The following is a 21403-nucleotide window of genomic DNA, read 5'->3' as shown; positions in this document are numbered from 1 at the left end:
GGGCATGCCGCGAGCGAACCTACAAAAGCCCGGGTCGCGTTTCGATTATTGCGTTTTTCGAGTGTTTCGAATATGATCGGCTCTGCAACCGTTTTCGCTTAGGAGCTACCCATGACCACCGCCACTGCCCAATCCAAGATGACCCTTCCCGCCGCGGGAGAGGTTAAGGCAGCCGTCCAGGGTCAACGTGCCTTGGCGGCTTACCTCGCAACCCAGTTCGAGACGCAGCACATCCAGATCTTTGATGACCACAAACAGGCTCATCAGGTGGAACTGCCTACCTCGGCGTTGCGCCTGCTGGTCGACATCCTGGCCGAGTTGGCCGATGGCAATGCAGTAAAGGTGGTGCCCGTCCATGCAGAGCTGACGACCCAAGAGGCGGCGGACTTGCTCAACGTGTCCCGTCCCCATTTCGTCAAGCTGCTAGAAGATGGGGTGTTGGCATTTCATCGCACCGGCAAGCACCGCAGGGTGAGGTTCGCCGATCTGATGCAGTACAAGGAAGCGCGCGAGCGCGCCAGTGAGCAGGCGATGGCCGAACTCGCTCAGCAGTCGCAAGAGTTGGGAATGGGATACGAATGAGGCATTCCCCATTCACCGCCGTCTACGACGCGTGCGTTCTATATCCCGCGCCACTGCGGGATTTCCTGATGTGGCTCGGCCTGTCTGGCCGCTTCCGGGCGCGGTGGAGCCAAGCCATTCATGAGGAGTGGAAACGCAACCTGTTGATCAACCGCCCCGATCTCACCCGGGTTCAGGTCGACAGGACGTCGGATCTCATGGACAGGGCCATTCCGGACGGCTTGGTGGAGGGCTACGAAGCGCTCGTGGCAGGCCTGACATTGCCCGATCCGGACGATCGGCACGTCCTGGCTGCGGCGATTCGCTGCGGTGCGAGCGTGATTGTGACGTTCAACGAACGGGATTTCCCGAACGATCTGCTGGCTCCGTACGGCATCGAATCGCAGCACCCCGATGAGTTTGTGGACAACCTGCTGGATCTGGATGCGGCCGCCGTAGTGTCGGCTGCGCAGCGCCAGCGTGCCCAACTCAAGCATCCGCCGATCGATGTGGACCGCTATCTCGAAATCCTGCTGCGCCAAGGCCTTGTGCAAACGACCAAGGTGCTGGCGACCTATCGCACCATTCTCTGACCCGCCGAGAGCCACGGATGACCAAGAATCCTTCATCAGACGCCACTTTGCCGAAAGGCATCCATCGAAGCTGGAAGCTGCCGGACAAGTCGCTGGGTGACTTGTGGGATTCGATCGTGATGGACGAAGCCATCAAAAAACAGTTGCTGTCACAAGCGATCGTCAACTTCACGGTGCGCCCCAAGGTGGAGCGCACGGTACTCCCCCTGCACGGCGTGATCTTGTTGGTCGGCCCACCGGGGACTGGGAAGACCTCCTTGGCACGGGGCTTGGCGCATCGTGTGGCCGAATCTTTTTCTTCTGCGAAGTTTCGATTGCTGGAAGTGGAGCCTCACACGCTGACGAGCTCTGCAATGGGAAAGACTCAACGCGCCGTGGCAGACCTGTTCTCGCAATCGATCGCAGAATCCGCAGCGGCGGGCCCGACGATCGTCCTTCTGGACGAGGTCGAAACGCTTGCGGCTGATCGAGCCAAGCTCAGCCTGGAAGCCAACCCGGTTGATGTGCACCGGGCCACCGATGCGGTGTTGGTGCAGTTGGACATGTTGGCCGAACGCAACCCGCATCTGCTGTTCGTGGCCACCAGCAACTTCCCACAGGCCGTCGACAGTGCCTTCCTGTCTCGTTGCGACATGGTGATGGAGGTGCCACTGCCCGGCAAGGATGCCTGCAAGCAGATCCTGGTGGACTGCCTGAATGGCCTGGCAAAGACATTTCCGGGGATTGGCAAGCTTTCCTCGGCTCACCAGTTCGACGCGTGTGCTGGCGAGTGCGTCGGATTGGATGGTCGGGCCATTCGCAAGGTCGTAGCCAACGCCCTCGCGGCCGACCCGCAAGTGGCTATCGATCCGAACAAGCTTTCCGTAGAGCACCTGCGCAGTGCGATACGACAGGCAAAGCAAATGCGCCTTCAAGGAGGGAAGCAAAAATGACCACCGTTGTCAGCCGGACGTTTCGCAGTTCGCCGCACCGCGATGCGTTGCAGACGTGGGATGCCATTGTCGAACTGCTCACTCAGGGCAAGGACGGCACGGCTCGCTCTGAACTCAGGGCCGTGGCGGGCGTGGCCGCCAGCTTGATCGCCGACCAGGCACCCAAGAGCGCGCCCATCGTTGCGACATGCGATGGACCACGGACCAGGATCTACTGCCTCTTCGACGAAGACGCGATCGATGGTGATGATGCCAACGAAGAAGTCTTGGGGTTCGAGCCGTTGAAGGGAGACTGGGGAGTCTCGCTGCCGTGTCCGAAGGAGCAGCTCGGCTGGGTGCAAACCGCGCTCAAAAAGCACTGTTCTCGCATCATTGCACGGGACTTGAGCCAAGGAATTGCCACGCAGGCGCAGGACGATGCTGGGCAAGCGCTGTCGCTCGACCTCGGAGGTTTCCTCAAGTCATGAGCACCGTCGCCACCTACTCGTACACGCACTCGGTTACCTATGTGACCGACAACATCCTCAAGAGCTTGAAAGACATCATCCTGCTCAGTGGGCTGGACCCTGAGCACTTTGCGGATCGCTGGGAGAGCAATACCCGAGCCATCAAGACGTGGCTCGGGACCGGTGATCTGCGCAAGGTGATTCTGGAGATCTACAACCCGGCAACCGACAAGCTTGTGACCCGATGGGATATCGACATCGTGTATGGGTGGTCCGATGGCGACGGCAGCTTCTGGACAGATACCGAGCAGTTGAAATACGCGATCAAGAAGGCTGGGCTGTTGCCATCGCAGGCTAAGTACAAAGTCATGCTTGATACAAAGCCCGGGCGGCCTGACGTGGATGGGTGGAGCAAAGGAAGCTATCGCTCGACGGATGGGATGGTCAAGCAGAGCCTGGGCTCGACTGTGGAACACAGCGGCCTGGCGGGTCAGGCTGGATATTGGAGGCAACGCTGATGCTGTCGATCGATGAAGCTTTTCGCAAGTTCAAGTCGCGCCTGGAACTCAACGAGCGCGAGCAGAAGAATGCCTCGCAGCGCCAGAACGAAGTGCGAGACTACCTGCAGACGAAATTCGGTATTGCGCGCAGCTTCCTGACCGGCTCCTATGCTCGATACACGAAGACGAAGCCGCTCAAGGATATCGACATCTTCTTCGTGCTGAAGGACTCGGAGAAGCATTACCACGGCAAGGCCGCATCGGTAGTGCTGGATGATTTCCACTCTGCATTGGTGGAGAAATACGGTTCGGCAGCCGTGCGCAAACAGGCGCGCTCGATCAACGTGGATTTCGGTGTTCACATCGACGCGGAGGACAACACGGACTACCGGGTGGTCAGCGTGGATGCGGTGCCCGCATTCGACACCGGCGACCAGTATGAGATCCCCGATTCGGCGTCCGGAAAGTGGATCAAGACGGACCCGGAGATCCATAAGGACAAGGCGACCGCAGCGCACCAAGCCTATGGCAATGAGTGGAAAGGTCTCGTGCGCATGGTGAAGTACTGGAACAACAATCCCAAGCACGGCGATCAGAAGCCGGTGAAGCCCTCATTCCTTATCGAGGTGATGGCACTGGAATGTCTCTACGGCGGCTGGGGTGGATCGTTCGATCGCGAGATCCAGTCATTCTTTGCCACGCTCGCTGATCGTGTCCATGACGAGTGGCCTGACCCGGCCGGCCTCGGGCCGGCGATCAGCAACGACATGGACGCTGCGCGCAAGCAGCGCGCGCAGCAACTGCTGTCGCAAGCGAGCCAGGACGCAAGTGTCGCCATCGACCACGCGCGTCGCGGTCGCAATCTCGAAGCGCTTCGAGCCTGGCGTGCGCTGTTTGGCCCCAAGTTCCCGCTTTCCTGACCCCGTCGGCTGCCATACGTCCAATCGAGGTACAACATGTCCCAGTGGTCGCTTTCCCAACTCTTGTCGTCCTTGCACGAGGACATCCAGCAGCGCCTGTCCGTAGTACGCAAGACCTTCGGTCACCCGGGCACGAAGGGGGATGCGAGCGAGAACGTCTGGATCGACATGCTGGATACCTATCTGCCCAAACGGTACCAGGCGGCCAAGGCGCATGTGGTGGACAGCCTGGGGAACTTCAGCCAGCAGATCGATGTGGTGGTGTTTGATCGGCAATATTCGCCTTTTATCTTCACCTACGAGAACGAGACGATCATCCCAGCCGAAAGCGTGTACGCCGTGTTCGAGGCCAAGCAGACGGCTGACGCGGGGCTTGTGGCCTATGCCCAGGAGAAGGTCGCCAGTGTGCGCAGGCTGCACCGCACGAGCCTGCCGATCCCGCACGCTGGCGGGACCTACCCAGCGAAGCCGTTGATTCCGATTCTGGGTGGCTTGCTCACCTTCGAGAGCGAATGGAGTCCAGCATTGGGCCCATCCATGGACAAGGCGCTGAACGCAAACCTCACCGAGGGGCGTCTGGACATCGGATGCGTTGCCGCCCACGGGCACTTTTTCTATGACCAAGCCAGCGGCGCGTACAGCTACACCAACGAAAACAAGCCGGCGACCGCGTTTCTTTTCAAGCTGATCGCGCAGCTTCAGTTCAGTGGAACGGTCCCCATGATCGATGTGGAGGCTTACGGTCAGTGGTTGACCAAGTGAGGGGTCGCTGTGGCAAGCATACGTTCGGAGTACCACCGGTTCCTAGCGCACTTGGCGCAGCGGCACGTGCACGACGACGTGCGCCGGCTGGCGCACCTGGTGCTCGATCACCTGCAGCCACTGGCCGAGGTCGGTGCTGCACGCCGGGGGCGCTCCACGCGCTTGGCGCCGCTGGCCATCGCGCATCTGGCGCAGATGCCTGTCGCCTACAACGGGGACGCGCGCGGCCCCGAAAACGGGCCGGCGCTCGGGCGACTGCACCAGCTCGAAGTCGGGCCGTTTCGAGGATTCATGCGGCAGGAGACGTTCGACCTCAGCCATGACATCACCTTGGTCTACGGTGCCAACGGCACCGGCAAGAGCAGCTTCTGCGAAGCCTTGGAAGTGGCGATGCTCGGTTCGATCAGCGAAGCGCAGGCCAAGCGGGTCGACCAGCGGACGTACTGCAACAACGCTCGCCTGCGCCGTCATGTCGCGCCTGTCCTATCGTCCCGGGCGGAAGACCAGCCCCAGGCCGTCCAGCCAGATGAAGCCGAATACCGCTTCTGCTTCATCGAGAAGAACCGCCTTGACGACTTCGCCCGCATCGCCGCGCGGACGCCGGGCGACCAGCGGCAACTGATCGCAACCCTGTTCGGCGTGGACCAGTTCAGCGAATTCGTGCGGGGCTTCAACCCTTTGCTTGATCAGGACCTGATGCTCACCGGTGTCCAAGCTGCGCAGCTGGCACAACGCCGCGTACAGTTGGCGAACTCCGAGCAGACGATCGCCGCCTATCCGCAGAAGATTGCTGCGGTCGAGGCCCTAGAGCAGGCCTTGGCGCAGCGCATGTGGCCTGGCGCGACCTACCAGGCCTGCGTCGACTGGCTGCTCGGCACACCGCAGCAACAAGGGCGGCTGCCGTACGTCCAGGCACAACTGGACGCCAACCCGCCTGCCATTTATGAAGTGACGCAGGCCCGTCTGCAGGCGTTGCTGGCAGAGGCTTATCGGATCCAGGGACTGTGGCGGGCGTCTTCCGGGCAGCTTGCCGCCCGCGCCGGCGAGGTGTCATACGCGAAGCTCTACGAGGCCGTGTTGGCGCTGGCGGACGGGGCGACGGCTTGCCCCGCCTGTGGAACTGCACTGGCCGCTGTGGCGCAGGATCCGTTCGCGAAGGCACGCGCGGGCCTGGAGCAGCTTGCTCAACTGGCTGCCCTCCAACAGCAGGAGACCGGACATCGCACGCAGTTGAGCGAGGCGGTCCGAGTTCTGTGGGAGGAGATGCGCCGCGTGGTAACGGCGGGTGCCGTTGCCTGTCCGGCCGAATCACAGGGTGCTGGCCTGCCGCTGCTGCCTCCCACTGCGGCCGGCAATTGGCTTGGTGCCTGGGTCGATGGAGATCGACGTGCCTGGAACGCTCTGCTGCGGATCGCCGAGATCATTGAAGGGGTCGACGCGCAGGCGCGGGAAGTGCATGCCCAGCGCGGCGCATTGGCACAGGAGCGAGATGGCCTACAGCAGCACCAGTTGGAGGTCCAACGACTGCGCACCTTGCGGGGGGCGGCCGATCAGGATCTGGCCACTGCCCGCCAGACCGTCGCCCAGTTCGACGAGGCGAACCGCGAACTGATCGAGGTCGTTGCTGCGGAAGTGGCGGTGGTGGCGCACCATCAGCGGGTCAAGGTTGCCTACGACGGCTTTTTGCCCGAGATTCAGGCCTACCTTGCCGCACTTCCAGGTGTGCTGCTCCAAGGGCTGGGAGAGCAAGCGCGCCAGCTCTACAACGCATTCAACCGGGCCGATCCGCCCGGCGATCTGCTGCACGCGCTGTGGCTGCCAGTGGCCGAGAACGGCAAGATCGAGGTGGAGTTCGCTGGGGAGCCGGGTGTCCGTTACGACGCGCTAATCGTGTTCAGCGAGGGGCACATCAAGTGCCTCGGCCTGGCGATACTACTCGCCAAAAATATCGCGCAGGGTTGTCCCGTCGTCATCTTTGATGACGTCGTCAATGCGATCGACGATGACCACCGCGACGGCATCTGGCGCACCTTCTTCGAGGATGGCCTGCTCGACGGTAAGCAGGTCATCCTCACCTCGCACGCCGAGGAATTCCTGCATCGCATCCAGCAGGAGCTGGGCGCCCGGCGCGCTGGCGCCATCAAGCGCTACAAGTTTCTCCCGCATCAGGGAGAGCACGAACTGCGGGTCGACAGCGACCCGCCAGCGAAGAACTATGTTCTTCTGGCCCAGCAGGCGTTGGCGGCTGACGAGAAACGCGAGGCACTGCGTCAGGCCCGGCCGGCGCTGGAGAGTCTGACGGACCGCCTGTGGACGTGGCTGGGTCGGCGGACGGACGGCCGGATCGACATCAAGCTGAGCGGGCCCCGCGCGCCTTGGGAGCTGAACAATAAATGCACCAAGTTGCGGTCGGCCGTCGAGCGTATCGCGGCGCAACACGCGGGTGCGCCGGATGCCGTGGGGGCGTTGGTCAGGCTGCTCAATGTCAGCGGTACGAGTATTGAATGGGGTTACCTCAATAGCGGTGTGCACGACGCTCAGCGCGATCATGAGTTCGATCGGGCGACGGTAAGAACGGTCGTCGAGGCGGTTACGGCGTTGGATGCTGCTCTTGATACCCTGCAGAACCGATGAACGGCACACGGCTTTGCAGAGCAGTGCCGCCCGTGTCACCTCATAAGTACTTCTTGAAGCTGCCTGCGGTCAGGCTAACTGCCATCCCCAGCAACGCCGCGCTGGGCAGCAGGATGACCAGAGGATGCACCGATATGGGCAGAGCGAGATAGGTGACCCAAGGCAGCACGGCCAACGGCATCAGGCTGGCCTTCGCGCGGTGGTAGATGAAGCCGGATTCGCGGCCCGCGCCGAACCGGCGCACATCCCGTCGCACCAGGCCGTCAATCAGGCCGACGAATGCCGCCGTGAGGATCAGCGGCAGCGTGAGCACCAAGACCAGCAGGCGCACCAGGAAGGTGAGCGTCGTGAAGGCCGCAGCGATCAGGTAGCTCTCGGTCCAGACATAGACCTGGCTGATCCAGTAGCGGAAGTTGTGGGTCTGCCCGTGGCTGGGCGCTCGGGCGCGCTCGGCGGTCTGGCTCATGTGCTCCAGCAGCCCCGAGCGCACGAACACCCATTCGTATCCGGTGTCCACCAGCTCGTGCGCCGTCCGTCCCGGCTCCTGTACGACCACGCTGCGCGTGAAGTGGCTGGACAGGTGCCCGAGTTCGTACTGCAGCATCTGCTGGGAGTGGCGCCAGCCCTGGTCCTTCCAGAACAGGTGCATGCCGACGCACTCCACCACGATCGAGAACAGCAGCGAGCCGATCAGCACCCCGAGTAACCGGAACGGTAAGGTGAGGGTGCCGACGATCAAGCCTTGGCGTTGGTTCTGCTCCCGCTGCGCGGTCGAGGCGGCATCCTTCATGGCACGGCCTCGTTGCCCGCGCCATCGTCGGCGCCGGTGGCCACCGCGTCGGGCTCGGCCGCAGCGGCATCGTCCAGCAGGTCGTCGGGCAAGGCCGCATCCTGCAAGGCCGGCGAGCTGGTGAACTCCCACCACTGCGTGGCCTCGCTGTAGCTCTGGCGCATGTACCCGGCCAGTTGCTGCAGGTCCGCCGGCATCACTTCATCCGGGTCCGGCGCCGGCAGCGGCATGCGTACCTTCCAAAGCTGGCCGCCCTGCAGCAGCGCGAAGCATTGGCCTTTGGGCAGTCCAACGACGTGCGACGGCTCGATCATCGGCACGCTGGACATGCTGATGCGGTCCTGCGTGTTGCTGGTGAAATCCGTCGCCCCACGGATGTCCGAGCTATCGGTCGCGCCGGAGACGATGGTGGTGGTATAGACCTCGACCTTCGGCAACTGCCTCGTCAGCAGTTCGGCCGTGGCCGTCTCCCTGACCCTGAGCATGAACAGGTTGTTGAAGTTACCGATCACCTGACCGGCCTTCGCGCGGTTGCCGATGCGGGCCTCGATGTCCGAGAGCGTCTGCGTGTACGCCGTGACTTGCAGGCCGGCACCGCCGCCCTTGTTGATTAGCGGGATGAATTCATCGCCCATCAATTCATTGAATTCATCGGCATGAACGTTGATGGGCACGCGCGCACCGGCCGTTGCGCCCGGGAGGCCATCGTCGATCCCGTGCTTGTAGATGTGCCCGGCGACCGACACGAGATCGCTGAACATCGAATTGCCGACCGCTGCGGCAACCTCGGCGTCGGATAGCGCGTCCAGACCCACATAGACGACTGCGCGCTTTCGGATGACCTGCATCCAATCGAAGATCGGGCGCGGGTCGGCCAGGTCGGAATAATTTGGGGCCAAAAGCTGGGAAATCTTCCCGCTGGTGAGCTTCTCCAGCAGCGGCAGCAACGACGCGACGATCTTGTCGAAATACGTCTTGTCGTAGCGAACCGCCGAGCGCAGGCCGTCGAGAACCGGGTCGTAGTTGCGGGCCTGGGAGAGGTACTGTTCCAGCGCCACCACGCGCTTCTCGCGCCCGATCATGTTGCGCGGGATGTTCTTCTCGTTGAGCTTGGCCTCGATCTGGACGATCACCTCCCAGGCTTTGGGCTCAGTCTTGGCGAAGTAGTGCTGGGCGTACTCGATGAACAGCGCGTCGATGTTGATGACGTGCCGCTGGATCAGCATGTAGTCCGGGCGCTGCCCCAGCTCCACCAGGGCGCGGGCAATGATGTTCACGAAGCGCCATGCGAACTCGCGGAACGCCGCGCTGTTGCCTTCGCCGGAGAGCTGCCCCGCCACCCGGGTCGCCACTTCGCTGATGCGGCCGAAGCGGCCAACCGCGTTGTAGCGCGCCGAAATGTCCGGCCAGCCCAAGTGGAAGACGTAAAACTCGCCTTCACGGCCCGCGCGCTGGGCCTCGGCATACATCCGCTTGAGCAGGTCCGCGTCCCCCTTGGGGTCGATGACGATCACGACCTCGTGCTCGCCTGCGGCGTTCTTGCGGCGGATGTCCTGCGTGACGAACAACTCGGCCAGCCGCGTCTTGCCCACCCGCGTGGTGCCCAACACCAGCGAGTGTCCGACGCGCTCCCCCAGCGGCAGGCTGACGTCCACCTCGTCGGGCTCGATGCCATGCAGGCGCGGCAGGCCGCCGACAGGCGGCAACGGGCGCACGGGGTTGAAAGGCACGTCCCAGCCCGTGAGCGCGGGCAGCCGGGACAGCGGGAACGGCGCGAACTCCAGCCGTTCCTCCAGGCGCCTGGCCAGCCGGTAGGCCGGCGTCGGCTCGACGTAGCGGCGAAACTCCGGCCGGTACGTCTGCATCAGCCTATGGGTGTGCTTCTGCTCCCAGAGAAACCCGCGCCCCACGAACAAGCGCTGCTGGCTGACCGGCACGTCCTTGCTCGTCATCACGTACCGCGGCAGGCGGCGGATGTTGTGCCGGTAGCGCAGAATGACGCGGGCATCGCGGTAGCGGATCGCGCCGTAGGCACCGAATGCCAAGGCGCTGCCGACGCCCATCGAAGGGCTCAGCGCGAGCGACCATGGGGCCACCAGGCACAGAAACGCGGCGCCTGCACACGCCGCGATGGTGTATAGCTCCACCGCTGGGCGTAGCAGAACCTCGACCGGCTGTTTCCCCGACATGGCTTCATTGCTCGATGCCAGTGGCCGTGATCAGCGCCGGGTAGTGCCGCAGGCCCAGGCGATCGGCCAGGTCGTCGCTGGCAACGGGGGCGAGCGGCAAGCCTGGCGCCAGCGCGCGCAGCCGCGCCAGGCCCTGCGCGGTCTCGACGTTGACCACCAGGCCGACCGCGCCACGTTCGCGCAAAGCGGCGGCGCGGCGCTGCAACCAGGCCCGGGAAGCCTCGTCGTCGCCGATGACCACGAACGGCCGCAGGCCGGGCGCTTCAATCACACGCCGCGCGACGGTGCCAGGCGTGAGCTTGGCGCTGCGCACCGGCAGCATCGCGGCTTCGTCCGCCGGTGTGGCAGGAAGCTGGGGCGTCGGGATGGACGGCCGCGCCGGTGCGTTGGCGCGCGGCTGGAGATTCAGGGCTTCGTAGTACGGCAATGCCGACGTGCCGCCACGGTCCTCGACAACGATCAGTGGCTCGCCGGCACGCGAGGCCAGCGGCAGGCCTGACAGCAGCATGAGTAGGCCCGTGAACGCGAGATGGGCGGGATGGGGTTTCGTCATGGGGAGGTCTCCTGGCGCGCCGCGAGGACCGCGGCGGCTGGTCGCGTGCCCTGCACGCGGGCAAGGTGGCGCGACACGCTGCGCCGATAGCGGGCGGCGGGCTCGCCGCCTGCGGGGCGGTGGTAGCGGCCGATCGCCAGCAGCCAGTCCTCGCCGGGGGTGTGCTGCTCCTTCAGGATCTCGGCGGCAACGGCCAGGTTGCGATACGGATCCAGCAGGTCGCACGCGCCGGTAAAGCGGTGCTTGTGGTAACCGAGGTTGATCTGGCCCAGGCCCGCATCAATGCGCGTGTGCGGCGTGGCGCGCATCGCCTGCTGCAGGCCAGCGCAGGCGTCGGCGCGCGTGGCGAAGCGGCGCGACTGGCCGGCGACGTTGAGGGACCACGGCCACGGCACCAGGCGCCCGTTGCGCCGGATGCCGCTCTCCTGCAAGGCCACGGCGTAGAGCACGGTCGAGGGGATGCCTGCGCGCTGGGCGGCAAGCTGGTAAGCCGGTGGCGGAACCTCCTGGGCCAGGGCGGCAACGGCATACAGGCCGGCAGTGAGCACCAGTGCGCGCAGGGGCATGGCTACGGCTGGCGCTGCCATTGGCCGTTCACTTCGCGCACGGCGGCGGGCAGATCGCCGGGCAGGCCCAGCGACAGCCAGCGGCCGCCGTCGTGGTTGAGCGTGATGCTGCCGGCGCGCACGCGCGCCGGGTCGATCTGCGCGCGCTTGGCCCAGTCGCGGATGCGCGCGTCATCCTGGCGGCTGCCCACCATGTACAGGTCGAACTCCGCGCCCGAGGATTGCAGGCGCTGCACGAGCTGTCCGCAGGCTGCGCAGCCGTCCTTGACGAACACCGCCATGCGGCCGCTGCCGCGCAAGGGACTGCTGGATGTGCCGGCGCCCGGCTTGTCGTCGGGCAGGTTCACGCGCTGCATCCCCGGATTCAGGCGCTGCCAGGCCTCGTCGTAGGCGCGCTGGTAGGCGAGCAGCTTCTCGACGCGGCGCGCTTCCACCTGCACCTGCAGTTCCGCATAGCGGCGCCGTTCTTCGTCCGTGCGAGCTTCGATGCCCAGGGCGGACAGCGGGTCCAGGTTGGGCGAGTAGATACCCAGCGGCCCATCCATCAGCTCGCGGTAGCGTGCCCATTCTTGTGGCTGCAAGCCCCATTCGGTTGCCACCCGGTCGTCCAGCACGCGGGCGGCCAGCGGGCGCTCCTGGCTCTGTGCGTTGCGCGCCGGGGTCGTTGCGGGCTGCTGCGCCCAGGCGGGCCATTGCGACGACGCCACCAGGACCGCGAAAAGGAGGATCGACGGCTTCATGGGGTGCTCCGGTCAGGGAATCGCCACGCGGCGGGTGTGGTTGCCGGCCTGGAACACTGCGGTGTTGCCCTCGATCGCCTGCAGGCGCCACGGGCCGACCGCATCCCCGGGCAGCAGCACCTGAAGTTGGGCGGGCGTGAAGTCCCCGGTGCTCGGCGCGACGGACACGCTGCGCTGGCCGGCGCGCAGTTCGGCGCCGACGACGCGGAATGACAGCGGCGACAGCTCGGTCTTGGAGGCGGCGGACGTGCGCGATGCGCGCCGCTGGGCGGGTGCGGTGGCACGTGCGGCGGCTTGGCGCGCCTTGATCTGCTCGACCTCCGCGCGAAGCGCCTGGAGGTCGTCGGCCGCTGCGTAGCCACTGAGAGATTTCTCGACCTGGGCCGCGCGTGCTTCCAGGATCTGGCGGGTGTCTTTGAGGTCAGCGTCCGTCGCGACGGCCGGGCGCTGCTGGATGGCCTCGATCGTCTCGGCCAAGCCAGTTGCCTGCACTTCCAGGCGTTGCAGGCGGGAATCCAGCCGCTCCTGGTCGGCCTGGTCGCTGAGGGCCTGGTAGCCCAGGGCCACCAAGACGCTGAGGAAGACCAACCAGAGCCACAGAAGGCTCTGCACCACCACGACGGCGCCCGGGCGCCGGGCAGACTGTGGGGAGCTCATGGCTGGCCTCCCGAAACCGAAGGCTCCAGCGGGAACGTCTGCACCGCCTCGGCGGCGGGTGGCTCGGATGCGGGTTCGATGACCGCGCTGTCGGCGGGCCGTTCGAAGCAGATTTGCCGTGCGCGGTCATCCGCGTGCAGTTCCCAGGCCGGGCCAGCCAGCGTGAGCAGCGCATCGCGCAAGGTCATGGGGCCGAGGTGCAGGTGCGCCGCCGGCAGCGGCAGCGCGTACAGCTCGATTACCGCGTGTGCCGTCTGGCACAGGCTGTAACCGCTACGCTTGAGCACATGCCGCAGCCCATCGCCGACGGTGGCACGGGCATCTTCGGGCATGGACACGTCGATGGTCTGCAACAGCAGGTCGCGCTGCGCCGCTCTGGGTGCCAGCTCGACCAGCGTGTAGCGACCGTAGCGCACGACGGGGATGTACTCGGGCGCCTCGGGTTCGGGCGCGGCCGAGACTTCCTCGATGGCATCAGGTGCGGGCGGCGCAGTCGTCGTAGCGCAGCCGCCAGCCAGCACCGACCAGAGCAGGCCGAGGACTCCAGCCAGCAGGCGGCGTTCGGGATGGTGAAACCAAGGTGGAGAGGGGCACATAAGCTCGGCGTCCTGAAACATCGAGCCCTCACCATCGCCGCTAAGACCCGGGGCAGCAGCAAACAATGCGAACCACGCTGCGTCCGATTTACCGGCAGCGGTCTAGTCGAACAAAAGCGGCCTTGAGGGGGCCGTAACGGAAAAGCTCGGTCGCGGTCGGCGGATGGAGGCCGGCCGCTTGACTGCTACTATTTGTTAAAACACCAGTGGACGGGGGCGTAAATGAGGGTTTCTCGGGTCAGGTTGATCAATTTCGCCAATTTCTCGGATGTTGATGTCGAGACGGGGGAAAGTATCGTCATCGTGGGAGAGAACAAGGTTGGCAAGAGCAATTTCATTCGCGGCCTGCAGTTGATCCTTGATCCGGGCTTGTCTGAGCGCGATCGACAACTGGGGCTTGAACATTTCTGGGACGGACTTGGCGAAGACAAGGTTGGTGCGACCATTGAGGTCTCTGTGGATCTAACGGACTTCACAAACGATCCCCGACTGATGGCTCACCTCAACGATTGCGTGATTGATCCTGGCCCACCCATGGTGGCCCGACTCACCTACCGCTTCCAGCCTAAGGCGGGCCTGGGGCGCGCTCCGGAATCGTTGAAGGACTATGAGTATGTGATCTTCGGTGGCGACGATCCCGACATGCGTATCGGCGGCGCACTCCGCCGGATGTTGCCAATAGATGTTCAGGTAGCCCTGCGTGACGCTGAGAAGGACCTTGCGAGCTGGCGCAATTCGCCATTGAGGCCGCTCATTGAGGATCTTGCCGCGTCGTTGGATGATGACGCCCGTGAGGAGATTCAGGATCAGGTCGACCAAGCACAGCGAGAGCTGGCTGGACACGAGGAAGTGGTAGCGACAGCAGAACGGATCAGCGAACGGCTGATCGCCATCGCTGGGGGGCAACATGCCGTTCCGGTATCGCTCGGACTTGCACCAACTAGAGTCGACGCGTTGCTGCGCAGCCTGCGGCTGCTGATCGACAACGGCGTACGCGGAGTCGGCGATGCCAGTTTGGGAACCGCGAACCTGATCTTCCTGGCGCTGAAGAGTCTCGAACTGGACCGCCTCGTTTCCGATGGAGAGCGCGACCACACCTTCTTCGTAGTCGAGGAGCCCGAAGCGCACCTGCACCCGCACGTGCAGCGTCTAATCTATCGTTACTTCCTTGGCACGGGGGCGGAAGATGGTGAGGAACAGCCACCGCTTACGACAATCCTCACAACCCACTCGCCACATATCGCAAGCGTTGCGCCGATCAGATCTATTGTTCTGCTGCGCCATGACACAGCGGAAGGCAAGACTGTCGCGGTCTCGACAGCAAACGCACCTTTCACGCAGCGGGATGAAGAGGATCTTCAACGTTACATTGACGTCACTCGCGGCGAGATTTTCTTTTCTCGGGGGGTGATTCTGGTCGAAGGCGACGCCGAGCGCTTCATCGTTCCCGCGTTTGCCGAGGTACTCGATATTCCCCTCGATATGCTTGGAATCACTGTGTGCTCGGTGGGGGGGACTAACTTCACCCCGTATGTGAAGCTACTGGGCCCTGAAGGACTCAACATTCCCCATGTGATCCTGACGGACCGGGATCCAACCAATGGTAATCATCCATTGGTTCGCAGGCGGCTTATCAATGTCCTTGACGTGATTGAGGGCGGTGTCGATCACGAAAACTTGGATGCGGATGAAGTGATCGAGCTTGCCGAGCAGTACGGATACTTCGTCAACGAGAACACGTTGGAGCCCGAACTATTTGCAGGTGGACTGGCGCAGGACATGCAGGAGGTAATTCGGGAGGAACTGCCGCGATTAAGGAGAGAAACTCTGAATGCCTTGCAGCAGTGGGTGGACGATCCTGATCAGGTTGATGAAGACTGGCTGCTCAGATTGATCGAGAGGATCGGAAAGGGGAGGTTTGCGCAGGCACTTGCACCGTCGGTGTCACAGGACGTTTGTCCGGCTTACATTCGTTCCGCTCTGGAGCATATCCGTGACGCCATCGCGTAGTGTCAGCACAGCCTACTTGGCTCAGGCTGCCGAACTGGCTGGGAATCCGGGTCAGTTGGCAGCCTACAACTCTCAAGGACATTGTGTGGTACTCGCCGGTCCCGGGAGCGGTAAGACCAAGACACTCGTCCTAAAGCTCGCCCGCATCCTAGCCGAAGACGTCGAGGCCCCTCGTGGCGTTGCGTGCATCACTTATAGTCAGGAGTGCGCTCGCGAACTCGCTCGCCGAATTGAAAGCTTGGGACTTCAGCAGGCACCTAATCTTTTCATTGGTACGGTCCATGGGTTCTGTCTGCGTCATCTCTTGATGCCGTATGGACGCCTGGCCGGCCTGCCCATATCTTTCCCACTTTCGGTGGCCACTCAACGAGTCAGTGATCGGTTGTTGAAGCAAACTGGAGATGCGCTTTTCGGCCAGAACCATCCGTACAAAGTTATTGACCTCGGACGGCATCGCCGTTCCGTGCTCAATCGAAATAGCGTCGCTTGGCGTAGCGAGGAGGAACTCGCTGCCTGGGCCGAGACCTACGAGGCCGCTCTGCGCGACGAGGGGCTGATTGACTACGATGACATGGTTGTCTTCGGCCAACGTTTGATCGCCGAGCACGACTGGGTACTACCTCTGGTTCAGGCAAAATTCCCCGTGCTCGCGGTGGATGAGTACCAGGATTTAGGTGTAGCACTGCATCGCATCGTCAAACGCCTTGCCTTCGACGGGGGTGTCCGACTTTTCGCTGTCGGGGATGCGGATCAGTCGATATATGGATTTACGGGGGCTGATGGCGCGTTGCTCATGGAATTGGCGGCTCGCAGAGACATTGAGCCTGTCCAGCTTCAATTAAATTACCGTTCTGGTGCAGGGATCGTGACTGCGTCAGAGATGGCGCTTGGAGAAGCCCGAGGCTATCAAGCGAGCGATCCTGCGCGACAAACGACCATCGAATTTGTCCTGCGCCCGGGTGGTACGGCGGACCAGGCTGCGCACGCCGTCGCGCAGATCATTCCGGCGGCCTTAGCCTCCAAGCCGGGACGAACACTGGGCGATATCGCGATCCTATACAAAGACTATCGCGCAGGCGATATCGTGGCTAAAGCTGTGGCAACCGGCGGTCTCGATTACATCCGTGTGGATACCGCAGCACCTTACCGCAAGGTTGCCCTAACAAGTTGGGTAGAAGATTGTGCGGCGTGGTGCGCGGGTGGCTGGCGTGTTGGACGCCCACAATTGCGTGGACTACTCGACCGCTATCGCGCATTTCATCGGGCGAGCTTGGACGATTCACAGGCCAAGCGCGAAGAGCAAGAGCTAACCGCCTTGCTATGGGAGCTGCGCGCTGACCAGCAACCTGCGCGAGAATTTGTTGCTTCGTTGCGCAACGGTGTAGTGGATCATCTGCTGGCGGCTGAATTGGCGCTCGCTGATCAGAAAGAGCAACTGGATCGCATGACGGCAGCGCTCGCCGAAGGCGGTGCACTGGCTTCGCTAGACATCACTAGTTTGGGCGGTCGGGACGGTTCGCCCGATCACCTGAATCTGCTGACACTGCATTCCGCAAAGGGCTGTGAGTACGACGTCGTCATCATGGTTGGACTCGACCTCGGAAATCTGCCGTGGCGCAATGAAACTCCAGAGAAGTTGCGCGAAAGTCGCCGGCTCTTCTATGTGGGACTCACACGTGCTCGCGACGAGGTCCACATGCTGTATTCGGGCTTCGTTGATGGCCGCTATGGCCCTATGCGCTTTGGGCGCTCGCCATTCCTTGATGAGCTGGAGGCGCGAATGCGTGCCGCTGGCATTTGAGTGTGAACCAGGGAATCTGGAGTGTCGGTGCTGCGTCGGCGCATGTCGAGCAACACCACAGTCGAGCTACATCTTTGCAGCCAAGCGATTGGCTGCAAAACGCTCGCGCGAGAGTCTGGCGGCGTTATTCATCGAGTCTAGGTTATCGATACACCATAGACCGTTGATGCAAAGAAAGCGCTCACTAAGCACTGCTTCAAGTATGTTTGGAAGGGTTGCGTTGAAGAATCCGGCACCCTTGACCGTTGGGGCCGGATCTAGCTCAAGCATCGCGACCGGCAGGTCAGAAAGGCACGGGCCGAAGTGGCCGGCCGAAGGGAACTTGCCCCCAAACTCGGTGCGCAGACGCTCCTTTCCCATGCTCTTGGTGAGTGTGCTATATCGCTCCTGCCGCAGCAACCAAAGAGACTTGACGCCCGCCTCGCGGTACCGCTCTTGGCGTTTACGGTAGTCACGGAGCGACTGATACGATCTTTGGATCTCGACAGCCAACCTAACCCCATTGCGCTCACCCCAGACATCAGCCTGCCAGCGACCTGCATCACCCGAACCCGGCATTTCAACCGAGGCACGGCATCCAAGATCTTCAAGCACGCTGCGCACAAGTATCTTGGCCGCCAGGTGCCATTGGCTTTCTTCGGAAGTACTGCACGCACCTCCTAGATGCGCAAAGAAGGGGTACCCATTAGCACTAACCTTGGGAATCGCTGGAGCGTTGCAGCAAGGCATCAGCAGATCACCGACGCAGTACGCCCGTTGCAACTCTTCCCACTGCGCCTGAGACATATGCAGTGCGTTGGCTGCACCAGTACCATCTGCATATGCTGCTTCGATCACCATAGCCACAGTGCCTCCTTGAATCTCGGTATTGTCTAATCAGTTTAGCCTTCCCCGCGCTGGGAGCGGGGCGGTGATCGAATCCTCCGAGCAGCAATTTCCTAGAAAAATGCCGGCACCCCCGAAAGGATGCCGGCAGACAGCAGATCACGCAGTTACCAATTGCCGGGCCAATGCGACCTCCACGGAATCACCATCCTGGTTCAGGACATCGAGCCCCGATTCGGGTACATCGCCCGAAGTGGACTGCGAGACCATGATCTTCTTGGCCATCAGCTCCAGGCAGGTCATCTGCGAGGAGCCGGCGTAGCCCAGGTACATCACGCGCACGGACAGCTTCTGCCCGATACGCCAAGAGCGGCGTGCCGCCTGCTGGAGCGAATACACGTTGTAGCCCGACTGCATGAACACGATCGTCGGAAACTCCAACAGGTCCAATCCCGTCTTGACAAGCTCCGGATTGGTGATGAGCACGTCGATGCCACGGTCCAACTGCTCGGCGATCCAGTCCTCGCGGCGGCTGGCATCCACGCTTGCGCGCAGTACCGCCACTTTGAAGCCTTCCTGCTCCAGCAATACCTTCAACCGGCTAGTCGTGTCGCGCGTGCCGGTATAGACGGTGTAGGCCAGAACCTTGCGGCCCTGTGCTTTCTCTTCCCTGCAGATGTCGATCAGCTCACGCTCCTTGGGGCTGATCTCGAACTCGTTGAACTGAGCCGGGACAAACGCCAGGGTGTTGCGCGTACGCGGATGCACAACGGTCTCCGACCGGAAGCAGCAATCCGGCCAGGCCAGCAGCACATTGAGGACTACACCGAGCAAGGTAGTATCGCGTCGCGCCAGAGCCTGTTTCAGCTCCGCGGTCAGCCGACCTGCCAGATCGCGGTAGGCCGCGGCTTGCGCCGTGTCCATCGCGACTTCACGAAACTCTTCGTCATACGGCGGCAGGACATTGCCGCCGATGTCTCTGAGCTTGAGGAAGATCGTGAACGGCAGGATGCAGCGCAGCACACCCTTCGGGCCGAAGCCCGGGGCCTTGACCGTTCTGACACTGACTTTCGTGCCTTTCGCGGTCTTGTGCGCCGTCCCGGTGCTCTCGGAATAAATGTCCTTCAGGACACCGTGATCGCGCATGAACGCCATCGCGGCCGAGGTCATGCTGCCGCTCGTGGTCGGGCGATAGCCGTCTTCGATCATCCGCCCGGGAAGGGCTCGGAACAGCAGGTAGAACAGATCGTCGCCGTAGCCGCCCATCAACGTGCCGGTCAGCAGCAAGGTCTTGCGAGCCTTCGCCGCCAGCACGCCCATGGCCTGGCCCTGGGCGCTGCCGCCGTTCTTGTACTCGTGGGCCTCGTCGGCGATGAGCAGGTCGAACGTGCCTTGCGGCAGGTAGCGCTTGATGAACTCGGACGGTTGATAGCCGCCCTCGCCAAAGCCGAACTCCATGTTGGCCATCGCACGTTCCATGCGCGTGGCTTGACGGTCGGAAAACACCAGCTCGCCGTTGCCATCCATGAGGTTGATGAACTCGTGAATGTTGTCGCCGAGCATCGAGGCCAGGAAGCCGTCGCCGAACTTCTGCATCAGCTTCTGCGCGGTGACTTCCCCGATCGTCGGGATGCGCTTCAAGGCTTTGAGCACGGCCGAGGACTGGTCGCTGCCGGACAGGCTGCGCGGGCGGATCAGTGTCCACAGGGGCGCAGCGCAATGGCCGCACTTCCTGCGGGATTCCTCGGCTTCGAGCGCGACCGGGTTGACCGGCTCGCCGTCGAGGTCGGTGATGACCGTGCCGCAGTCCGGGCACGCTGCCACGTCGCCGTGGCGGGTGCGCCGCGTGGTGAAAACGGGCTTCCAGTGGAAGCCCATCCGCATCCTCACGCGGCCCAGGACGAAGAACTCCTGACCCGTGGGCTGGACACCCAACTGCTCACGCAGCTTGATGAGCTTGACGAGCGTATCCGGCCCGTTGAGCACCCACACTTTGGCGCCCGCTACCGTCTCCTGGATCTCGCGCCGCCACTTGTAAACCAGGTGCGGTGGCGAAAGCACCAGAGTGCGGCGGTAGCCTTCGGCGTTGAGCACGACAGCCGTGGCGATGCCGACGGTCGTCTTCCCGCAACCCATCTCGCCGTTGACGATCGCGGCGCGTTCGCCACGGTCGATCAGCAGCTCGGCAGCAGCGTGGACGACTTCGGCCTGGGCCGGGAACAGCTTGCGCTTGAGGCTGGCGACGATGAGTTGCCGGTGCGCCTGCGGTTGGCCGGTATAGACCGGCGGATTGGCGCTGTTGAGGGCGTCGAGCAGTTCGTCGCCGAACTCGCCAACGAAATCCTGAAGGCTCAGGGTCAGAGGGTTGGATTCCGCGTCGAGCAGTTCGCCCTGCACGGGTGTGGCTTCAGCGGTAGTGGTGTCGAGATCGAGGGACATGGTGATGCTCCAAAGAAAATGGGGCATGCACCACCCCCAACGGGGCTATGGCATGCCCCGGAGTGGGAAGAGAATCGGCGCGTGGCCGAAGGTTGAAGGTGCGGGCCTGGGTGGCCTGCGAGTGAACCGTGCTCAGTCCTCGGACGGCAACACGATGACGGTGGCGCTGCGCTGCGCGTCGGTAACGATGCGAATGGCCAGCCCTGGGTGGATCACGTAGTGCGACTCCAGCGAAGCACCTGATTGAAGCGCGGTGCTGTTGGCCTGCCATTGCTGGACGTTGACGTCTCCCCAGTCGCCACGGGTGTGGCGCCTGAAGTACGGGATTGGGTCGAGGCGACCCGCGCGGACCAGGCGGTCAACGGCTCTGCTGAAGATAAGCGCCCCGATGGGGAACGCCAGCCTCTGGCAGTAGGTTTCGATGCGATGCGATGCCATGGGCTCCTCCTTGGTTATTGAGCCACGACACCCCTGGCGGAGTGAAGTGGCTCCGTCAGGTGGATGGGATGACGAGGCGGTGCCTTCAGATCAGGTCGCGCTCTTCGGGAAGCTGGACCACCGTGGTCTGGTGGTCTTCGCTGGTCTTCACGATCAACACCAGTTCCGGCGTGATCCGGTACTGGGAGATCATCAGGTTGTCCTGATCGAGTGCGACATCGTTGGCCTGGCGGGTGGCCTCGTCGATCTCGCCCCAGTCGCCGCGCACGTGGCGCTGCACATAGGACAAGGGATCGATGAGACCTCGGCGGGCCAGCCAATGCACCTTCTCGCTCAACTGCAACGAGGCCGGTGCGAACAAGGGTTGCTTGTGCGGCGCGGGCCGCTTGAACGGATTGGGGAACATGGTGTTTCTCCTTCGATGAAGTGCAGCGGGACGTCAGGCGTCCGG

Annotated in this window: 21 protein-coding genes; 10 read left to right on the top strand and 11 right to left on the bottom strand. The window is 63.0% G+C overall.

Translation table 11 applies throughout. The features are described from left to right. The first annotated feature begins 111 nt into the window (after window positions 1-111). The 8 genes from HGB51_RS09555 (at window position 112) to HGB51_RS09520 (ending at window position 7348) form a co-directional block, all read left to right on the top strand. The gene (locus HGB51_RS09555; protein WP_003050245.1) at window positions 112-582 is read left to right on the top strand and encodes a helix-turn-helix domain-containing protein; all 471 of its coding nucleotides are present in this window, start codon (window positions 112-114) and stop codon (window positions 580-582) included. Beyond that, on the top strand, window positions 579-1154 hold the full coding sequence (locus tag HGB51_RS09550) for a PIN domain-containing protein (RefSeq protein WP_003050248.1): 576 nt from the start codon (window positions 579-581) through the stop codon (window positions 1152-1154). Before HGB51_RS09555 ends, HGB51_RS09550 begins: the two co-directional genes overlap by 4 nt. Before the next feature lie 17 nt (window positions 1155-1171). Further along, entirely contained in the window at window positions 1172-2086 is a 915-nt protein-coding gene (gene cap6 / locus HGB51_RS09545) for a CBASS system CD-NTase-associated protein Cap6 (RefSeq protein WP_003050256.1), read from the top strand. Continuing rightward, window positions 2083-2553, top strand: coding sequence for a type III CBASS phage resistance system CD-NTase-associated protein Cap8 (cap8, locus tag HGB51_RS09540; protein WP_003050260.1), 471 nt, complete (start codon window positions 2083-2085; stop codon window positions 2551-2553). Before cap6 ends, cap8 begins: the two co-directional genes overlap by 4 nt. Next, complete coding sequence (gene cap7, locus HGB51_RS09535) at window positions 2550-3050, top strand: type III CBASS phage resistance system CD-NTase-associated protein Cap7 (RefSeq protein WP_003050262.1); 501 nt, start codon at window positions 2550-2552, stop codon at window positions 3048-3050. Before cap8 ends, cap7 begins: the two co-directional genes overlap by 4 nt. Further along, window positions 3050-3952 carry a CBASS oligonucleotide cyclase gene (locus HGB51_RS09530; RefSeq protein ID WP_003050264.1) on the top strand — a complete coding sequence of 301 codons (903 nt, stop codon included), beginning with the start codon at window positions 3050-3052 and terminating at the stop codon, window positions 3950-3952. The genes cap7 and HGB51_RS09530 overlap by 1 nt, the downstream gene beginning before the upstream one ends. Before the next feature lie 36 nt (window positions 3953-3988). Beyond that, a complete protein-coding gene (nucC, locus tag HGB51_RS09525) occupies window positions 3989-4714 on the top strand; it encodes a CBASS effector endonuclease NucC (RefSeq protein WP_003050273.1) in 726 nt (241 codons plus the stop codon). Window positions 4715-4780: 66 nt separating this feature from the next. Further along, window positions 4781-7348 carry an AAA family ATPase gene (locus tag HGB51_RS09520; protein ID WP_425505367.1) on the top strand — a complete coding sequence of 856 codons (2568 nt, stop codon included), beginning with the start codon at window positions 4781-4783 and terminating at the stop codon, window positions 7346-7348. A gap of 40 nt (window positions 7349-7388) precedes the next feature. Here HGB51_RS09520 and HGB51_RS09515 read toward each other — a convergent pair whose 3' ends face one another. The 7 genes from HGB51_RS09515 to pilL2 are packed head-to-tail and all read right to left on the bottom strand — an operon-like array spanning window position 7389 to window position 13439. Further along, on the bottom strand, window positions 7389-8138 hold the full coding sequence (locus HGB51_RS09515; RefSeq protein ID WP_003050279.1) for a TIGR03747 family integrating conjugative element membrane protein: 750 nt from the start codon (window positions 8136-8138) through the stop codon (window positions 7389-7391). Beyond that, complete coding sequence (traD, locus tag HGB51_RS09510) at window positions 8135-10327, bottom strand: type IV conjugative transfer system coupling protein TraD (RefSeq protein WP_003050282.1); 2193 nt, start codon at window positions 10325-10327, stop codon at window positions 8135-8137. The genes HGB51_RS09515 and traD overlap by 4 nt, the downstream gene beginning before the upstream one ends. 4 nt (window positions 10328-10331) lie before the next feature. Further along, on the bottom strand, window positions 10332-10880 hold the full coding sequence (locus tag HGB51_RS09505) for an integrating conjugative element protein (protein ID WP_003050285.1): 549 nt from the start codon (window positions 10878-10880) through the stop codon (window positions 10332-10334). Then, entirely contained in the window at window positions 10877-11446 is a 570-nt protein-coding gene (locus tag HGB51_RS09500) for a transglycosylase SLT domain-containing protein (protein ID WP_003050289.1), read from the bottom strand. Before HGB51_RS09500 ends, HGB51_RS09505 begins: the two co-directional genes overlap by 4 nt. Before the next feature lie 2 nt (window positions 11447-11448). Next, on the bottom strand, window positions 11449-12186 hold the full coding sequence (locus HGB51_RS09495; protein WP_003050292.1) for a TIGR03759 family integrating conjugative element protein: 738 nt from the start codon (window positions 12184-12186) through the stop codon (window positions 11449-11451). 12 nt (window positions 12187-12198) lie between these two features. Continuing rightward, window positions 12199-12843, bottom strand: a complete 645-nt coding sequence (locus HGB51_RS09490; protein ID WP_003050295.1) for a hypothetical protein — start codon at window positions 12841-12843, stop codon at window positions 12199-12201. After that, entirely contained in the window at window positions 12840-13439 is a 600-nt protein-coding gene (gene pilL2 / locus HGB51_RS09485; RefSeq protein ID WP_020307822.1) for a PFGI-1 class ICE element type IV pilus protein PilL2, read from the bottom strand. Before pilL2 ends, HGB51_RS09490 begins: the two co-directional genes overlap by 4 nt. A gap of 243 nt (window positions 13440-13682) precedes the next feature. On the opposite strand from pilL2, the gene HGB51_RS09480 reads away from it, so the two are divergent. Together HGB51_RS09480 and HGB51_RS09475 are read left to right on the top strand one after the other, a co-directional pair. Continuing rightward, complete coding sequence (locus HGB51_RS09480) at window positions 13683-15449, top strand: ATP-dependent nuclease (RefSeq protein WP_228480065.1); 1767 nt, start codon at window positions 13683-13685, stop codon at window positions 15447-15449. After that, the gene (locus tag HGB51_RS09475) at window positions 15433-17250 is read left to right on the top strand and encodes an ATP-dependent helicase (protein WP_023656982.1); all 1818 of its coding nucleotides are present in this window, start codon (window positions 15433-15435) and stop codon (window positions 17248-17250) included. The genes HGB51_RS09480 and HGB51_RS09475 overlap by 17 nt, the downstream gene beginning before the upstream one ends. 66 nt (window positions 17251-17316) lie before the next feature. On the opposite strand, the gene HGB51_RS09470 is transcribed toward HGB51_RS09475, so the two are convergent. The 4 genes from HGB51_RS09470 to HGB51_RS09455 all read right to left on the bottom strand — a co-directional run bounded on the left by HGB51_RS09470 (window position 17317) and on the right by HGB51_RS09455 (window position 21358). Next, entirely contained in the window at window positions 17317-18090 is a 774-nt protein-coding gene (locus HGB51_RS09470; protein ID WP_003050307.1) for a competence protein CoiA, read from the bottom strand. 144 nt (window positions 18091-18234) lie between these two features. Continuing rightward, window positions 18235-20514 carry a helicase-related protein gene (locus HGB51_RS09465; protein WP_003050309.1) on the bottom strand — a complete coding sequence of 760 codons (2280 nt, stop codon included), beginning with the start codon at window positions 20512-20514 and terminating at the stop codon, window positions 18235-18237. 132 nt (window positions 20515-20646) lie between these two features. Beyond that, window positions 20647-20952 (bottom strand): hypothetical protein, encoded by a 306-nt coding sequence (locus HGB51_RS09460; RefSeq protein WP_003050312.1) that lies wholly within the window; start codon window positions 20950-20952, stop codon window positions 20647-20649. A gap of 85 nt (window positions 20953-21037) precedes the next feature. Beyond that, a complete protein-coding gene (locus tag HGB51_RS09455; protein WP_003050315.1) occupies window positions 21038-21358 on the bottom strand; it encodes a hypothetical protein in 321 nt (106 codons plus the stop codon). Window positions 21359-21403 lie beyond the last annotated feature (45 nt).

Origin of the sequence: Stenotrophomonas bentonitica, from assembly GCF_013185915.1 — a bacterium.
In the GTDB taxonomy this organism is placed as follows: domain Bacteria; phylum Pseudomonadota; class Gammaproteobacteria; order Xanthomonadales; family Xanthomonadaceae; genus Stenotrophomonas; species Stenotrophomonas bentonitica.
This window is presented reverse-complemented; position numbering and strand designations above follow the sequence as displayed.

Excerpts from the sequence above, each read along its gene's own strand:
- cap8 (WP_003050260.1), top strand. The coding sequence starts at position 2,083 with ATGACCACCGTTGTCAGCCGGACGTTTCGCAGTTCGCCGCACCGCGAT.
- HGB51_RS09530 (WP_003050264.1), top strand. The coding sequence starts at position 3,050 with ATGCTGTCGATCGATGAAGCTTTTCGCAAGTTCAAGTCGCGCCTGGAA.
- HGB51_RS09460 (WP_003050312.1), bottom strand. The coding sequence starts at position 20,952 with ATGGCATCGCATCGCATCGAAACCTACTGCCAGAGGCTGGCGTTCCCC.
- nucC (WP_003050273.1), top strand. The coding sequence starts at position 3,989 with ATGTCCCAGTGGTCGCTTTCCCAACTCTTGTCGTCCTTGCACGAGGAC.
- HGB51_RS09505 (WP_003050285.1), bottom strand. The coding sequence starts at position 10,880 with ATGACGAAACCCCATCCCGCCCATCTCGCGTTCACGGGCCTACTCATG.
- HGB51_RS09495 (WP_003050292.1), bottom strand. The coding sequence starts at position 12,186 with ATGAAGCCGTCGATCCTCCTTTTCGCGGTCCTGGTGGCGTCGTCGCAA.
- cap7 (WP_003050262.1), top strand. The coding sequence starts at position 2,550 with ATGAGCACCGTCGCCACCTACTCGTACACGCACTCGGTTACCTATGTG.
- HGB51_RS09465 (WP_003050309.1), bottom strand. The coding sequence starts at position 20,514 with ATGTCCCTCGATCTCGACACCACTACCGCTGAAGCCACACCCGTGCAG.
- HGB51_RS09500 (WP_003050289.1), bottom strand. The coding sequence starts at position 11,446 with ATGCCCCTGCGCGCACTGGTGCTCACTGCCGGCCTGTATGCCGTTGCC.
- HGB51_RS09550 (WP_003050248.1), top strand. The coding sequence starts at position 579 with ATGAGGCATTCCCCATTCACCGCCGTCTACGACGCGTGCGTTCTATAT.
- cap6 (WP_003050256.1), top strand. The coding sequence starts at position 1,172 with ATGACCAAGAATCCTTCATCAGACGCCACTTTGCCGAAAGGCATCCAT.
- pilL2 (WP_020307822.1), bottom strand. The coding sequence starts at position 13,439 with ATGTGCCCCTCTCCACCTTGGTTTCACCATCCCGAACGCCGCCTGCTG.
- HGB51_RS09455 (WP_003050315.1), bottom strand. The coding sequence starts at position 21,358 with ATGTTCCCCAATCCGTTCAAGCGGCCCGCGCCGCACAAGCAACCCTTG.
- traD (WP_003050282.1), bottom strand. The coding sequence starts at position 10,327 with ATGTCGGGGAAACAGCCGGTCGAGGTTCTGCTACGCCCAGCGGTGGAG.
- HGB51_RS09555 (WP_003050245.1), top strand. The coding sequence starts at position 112 with ATGACCACCGCCACTGCCCAATCCAAGATGACCCTTCCCGCCGCGGGA.
- HGB51_RS09470 (WP_003050307.1), bottom strand. The coding sequence starts at position 18,090 with ATGGTGATCGAAGCAGCATATGCAGATGGTACTGGTGCAGCCAACGCA.
- HGB51_RS09515 (WP_003050279.1), bottom strand. The coding sequence starts at position 8,138 with ATGAAGGATGCCGCCTCGACCGCGCAGCGGGAGCAGAACCAACGCCAA.
- HGB51_RS09490 (WP_003050295.1), bottom strand. The coding sequence starts at position 12,843 with ATGAGCTCCCCACAGTCTGCCCGGCGCCCGGGCGCCGTCGTGGTGGTG.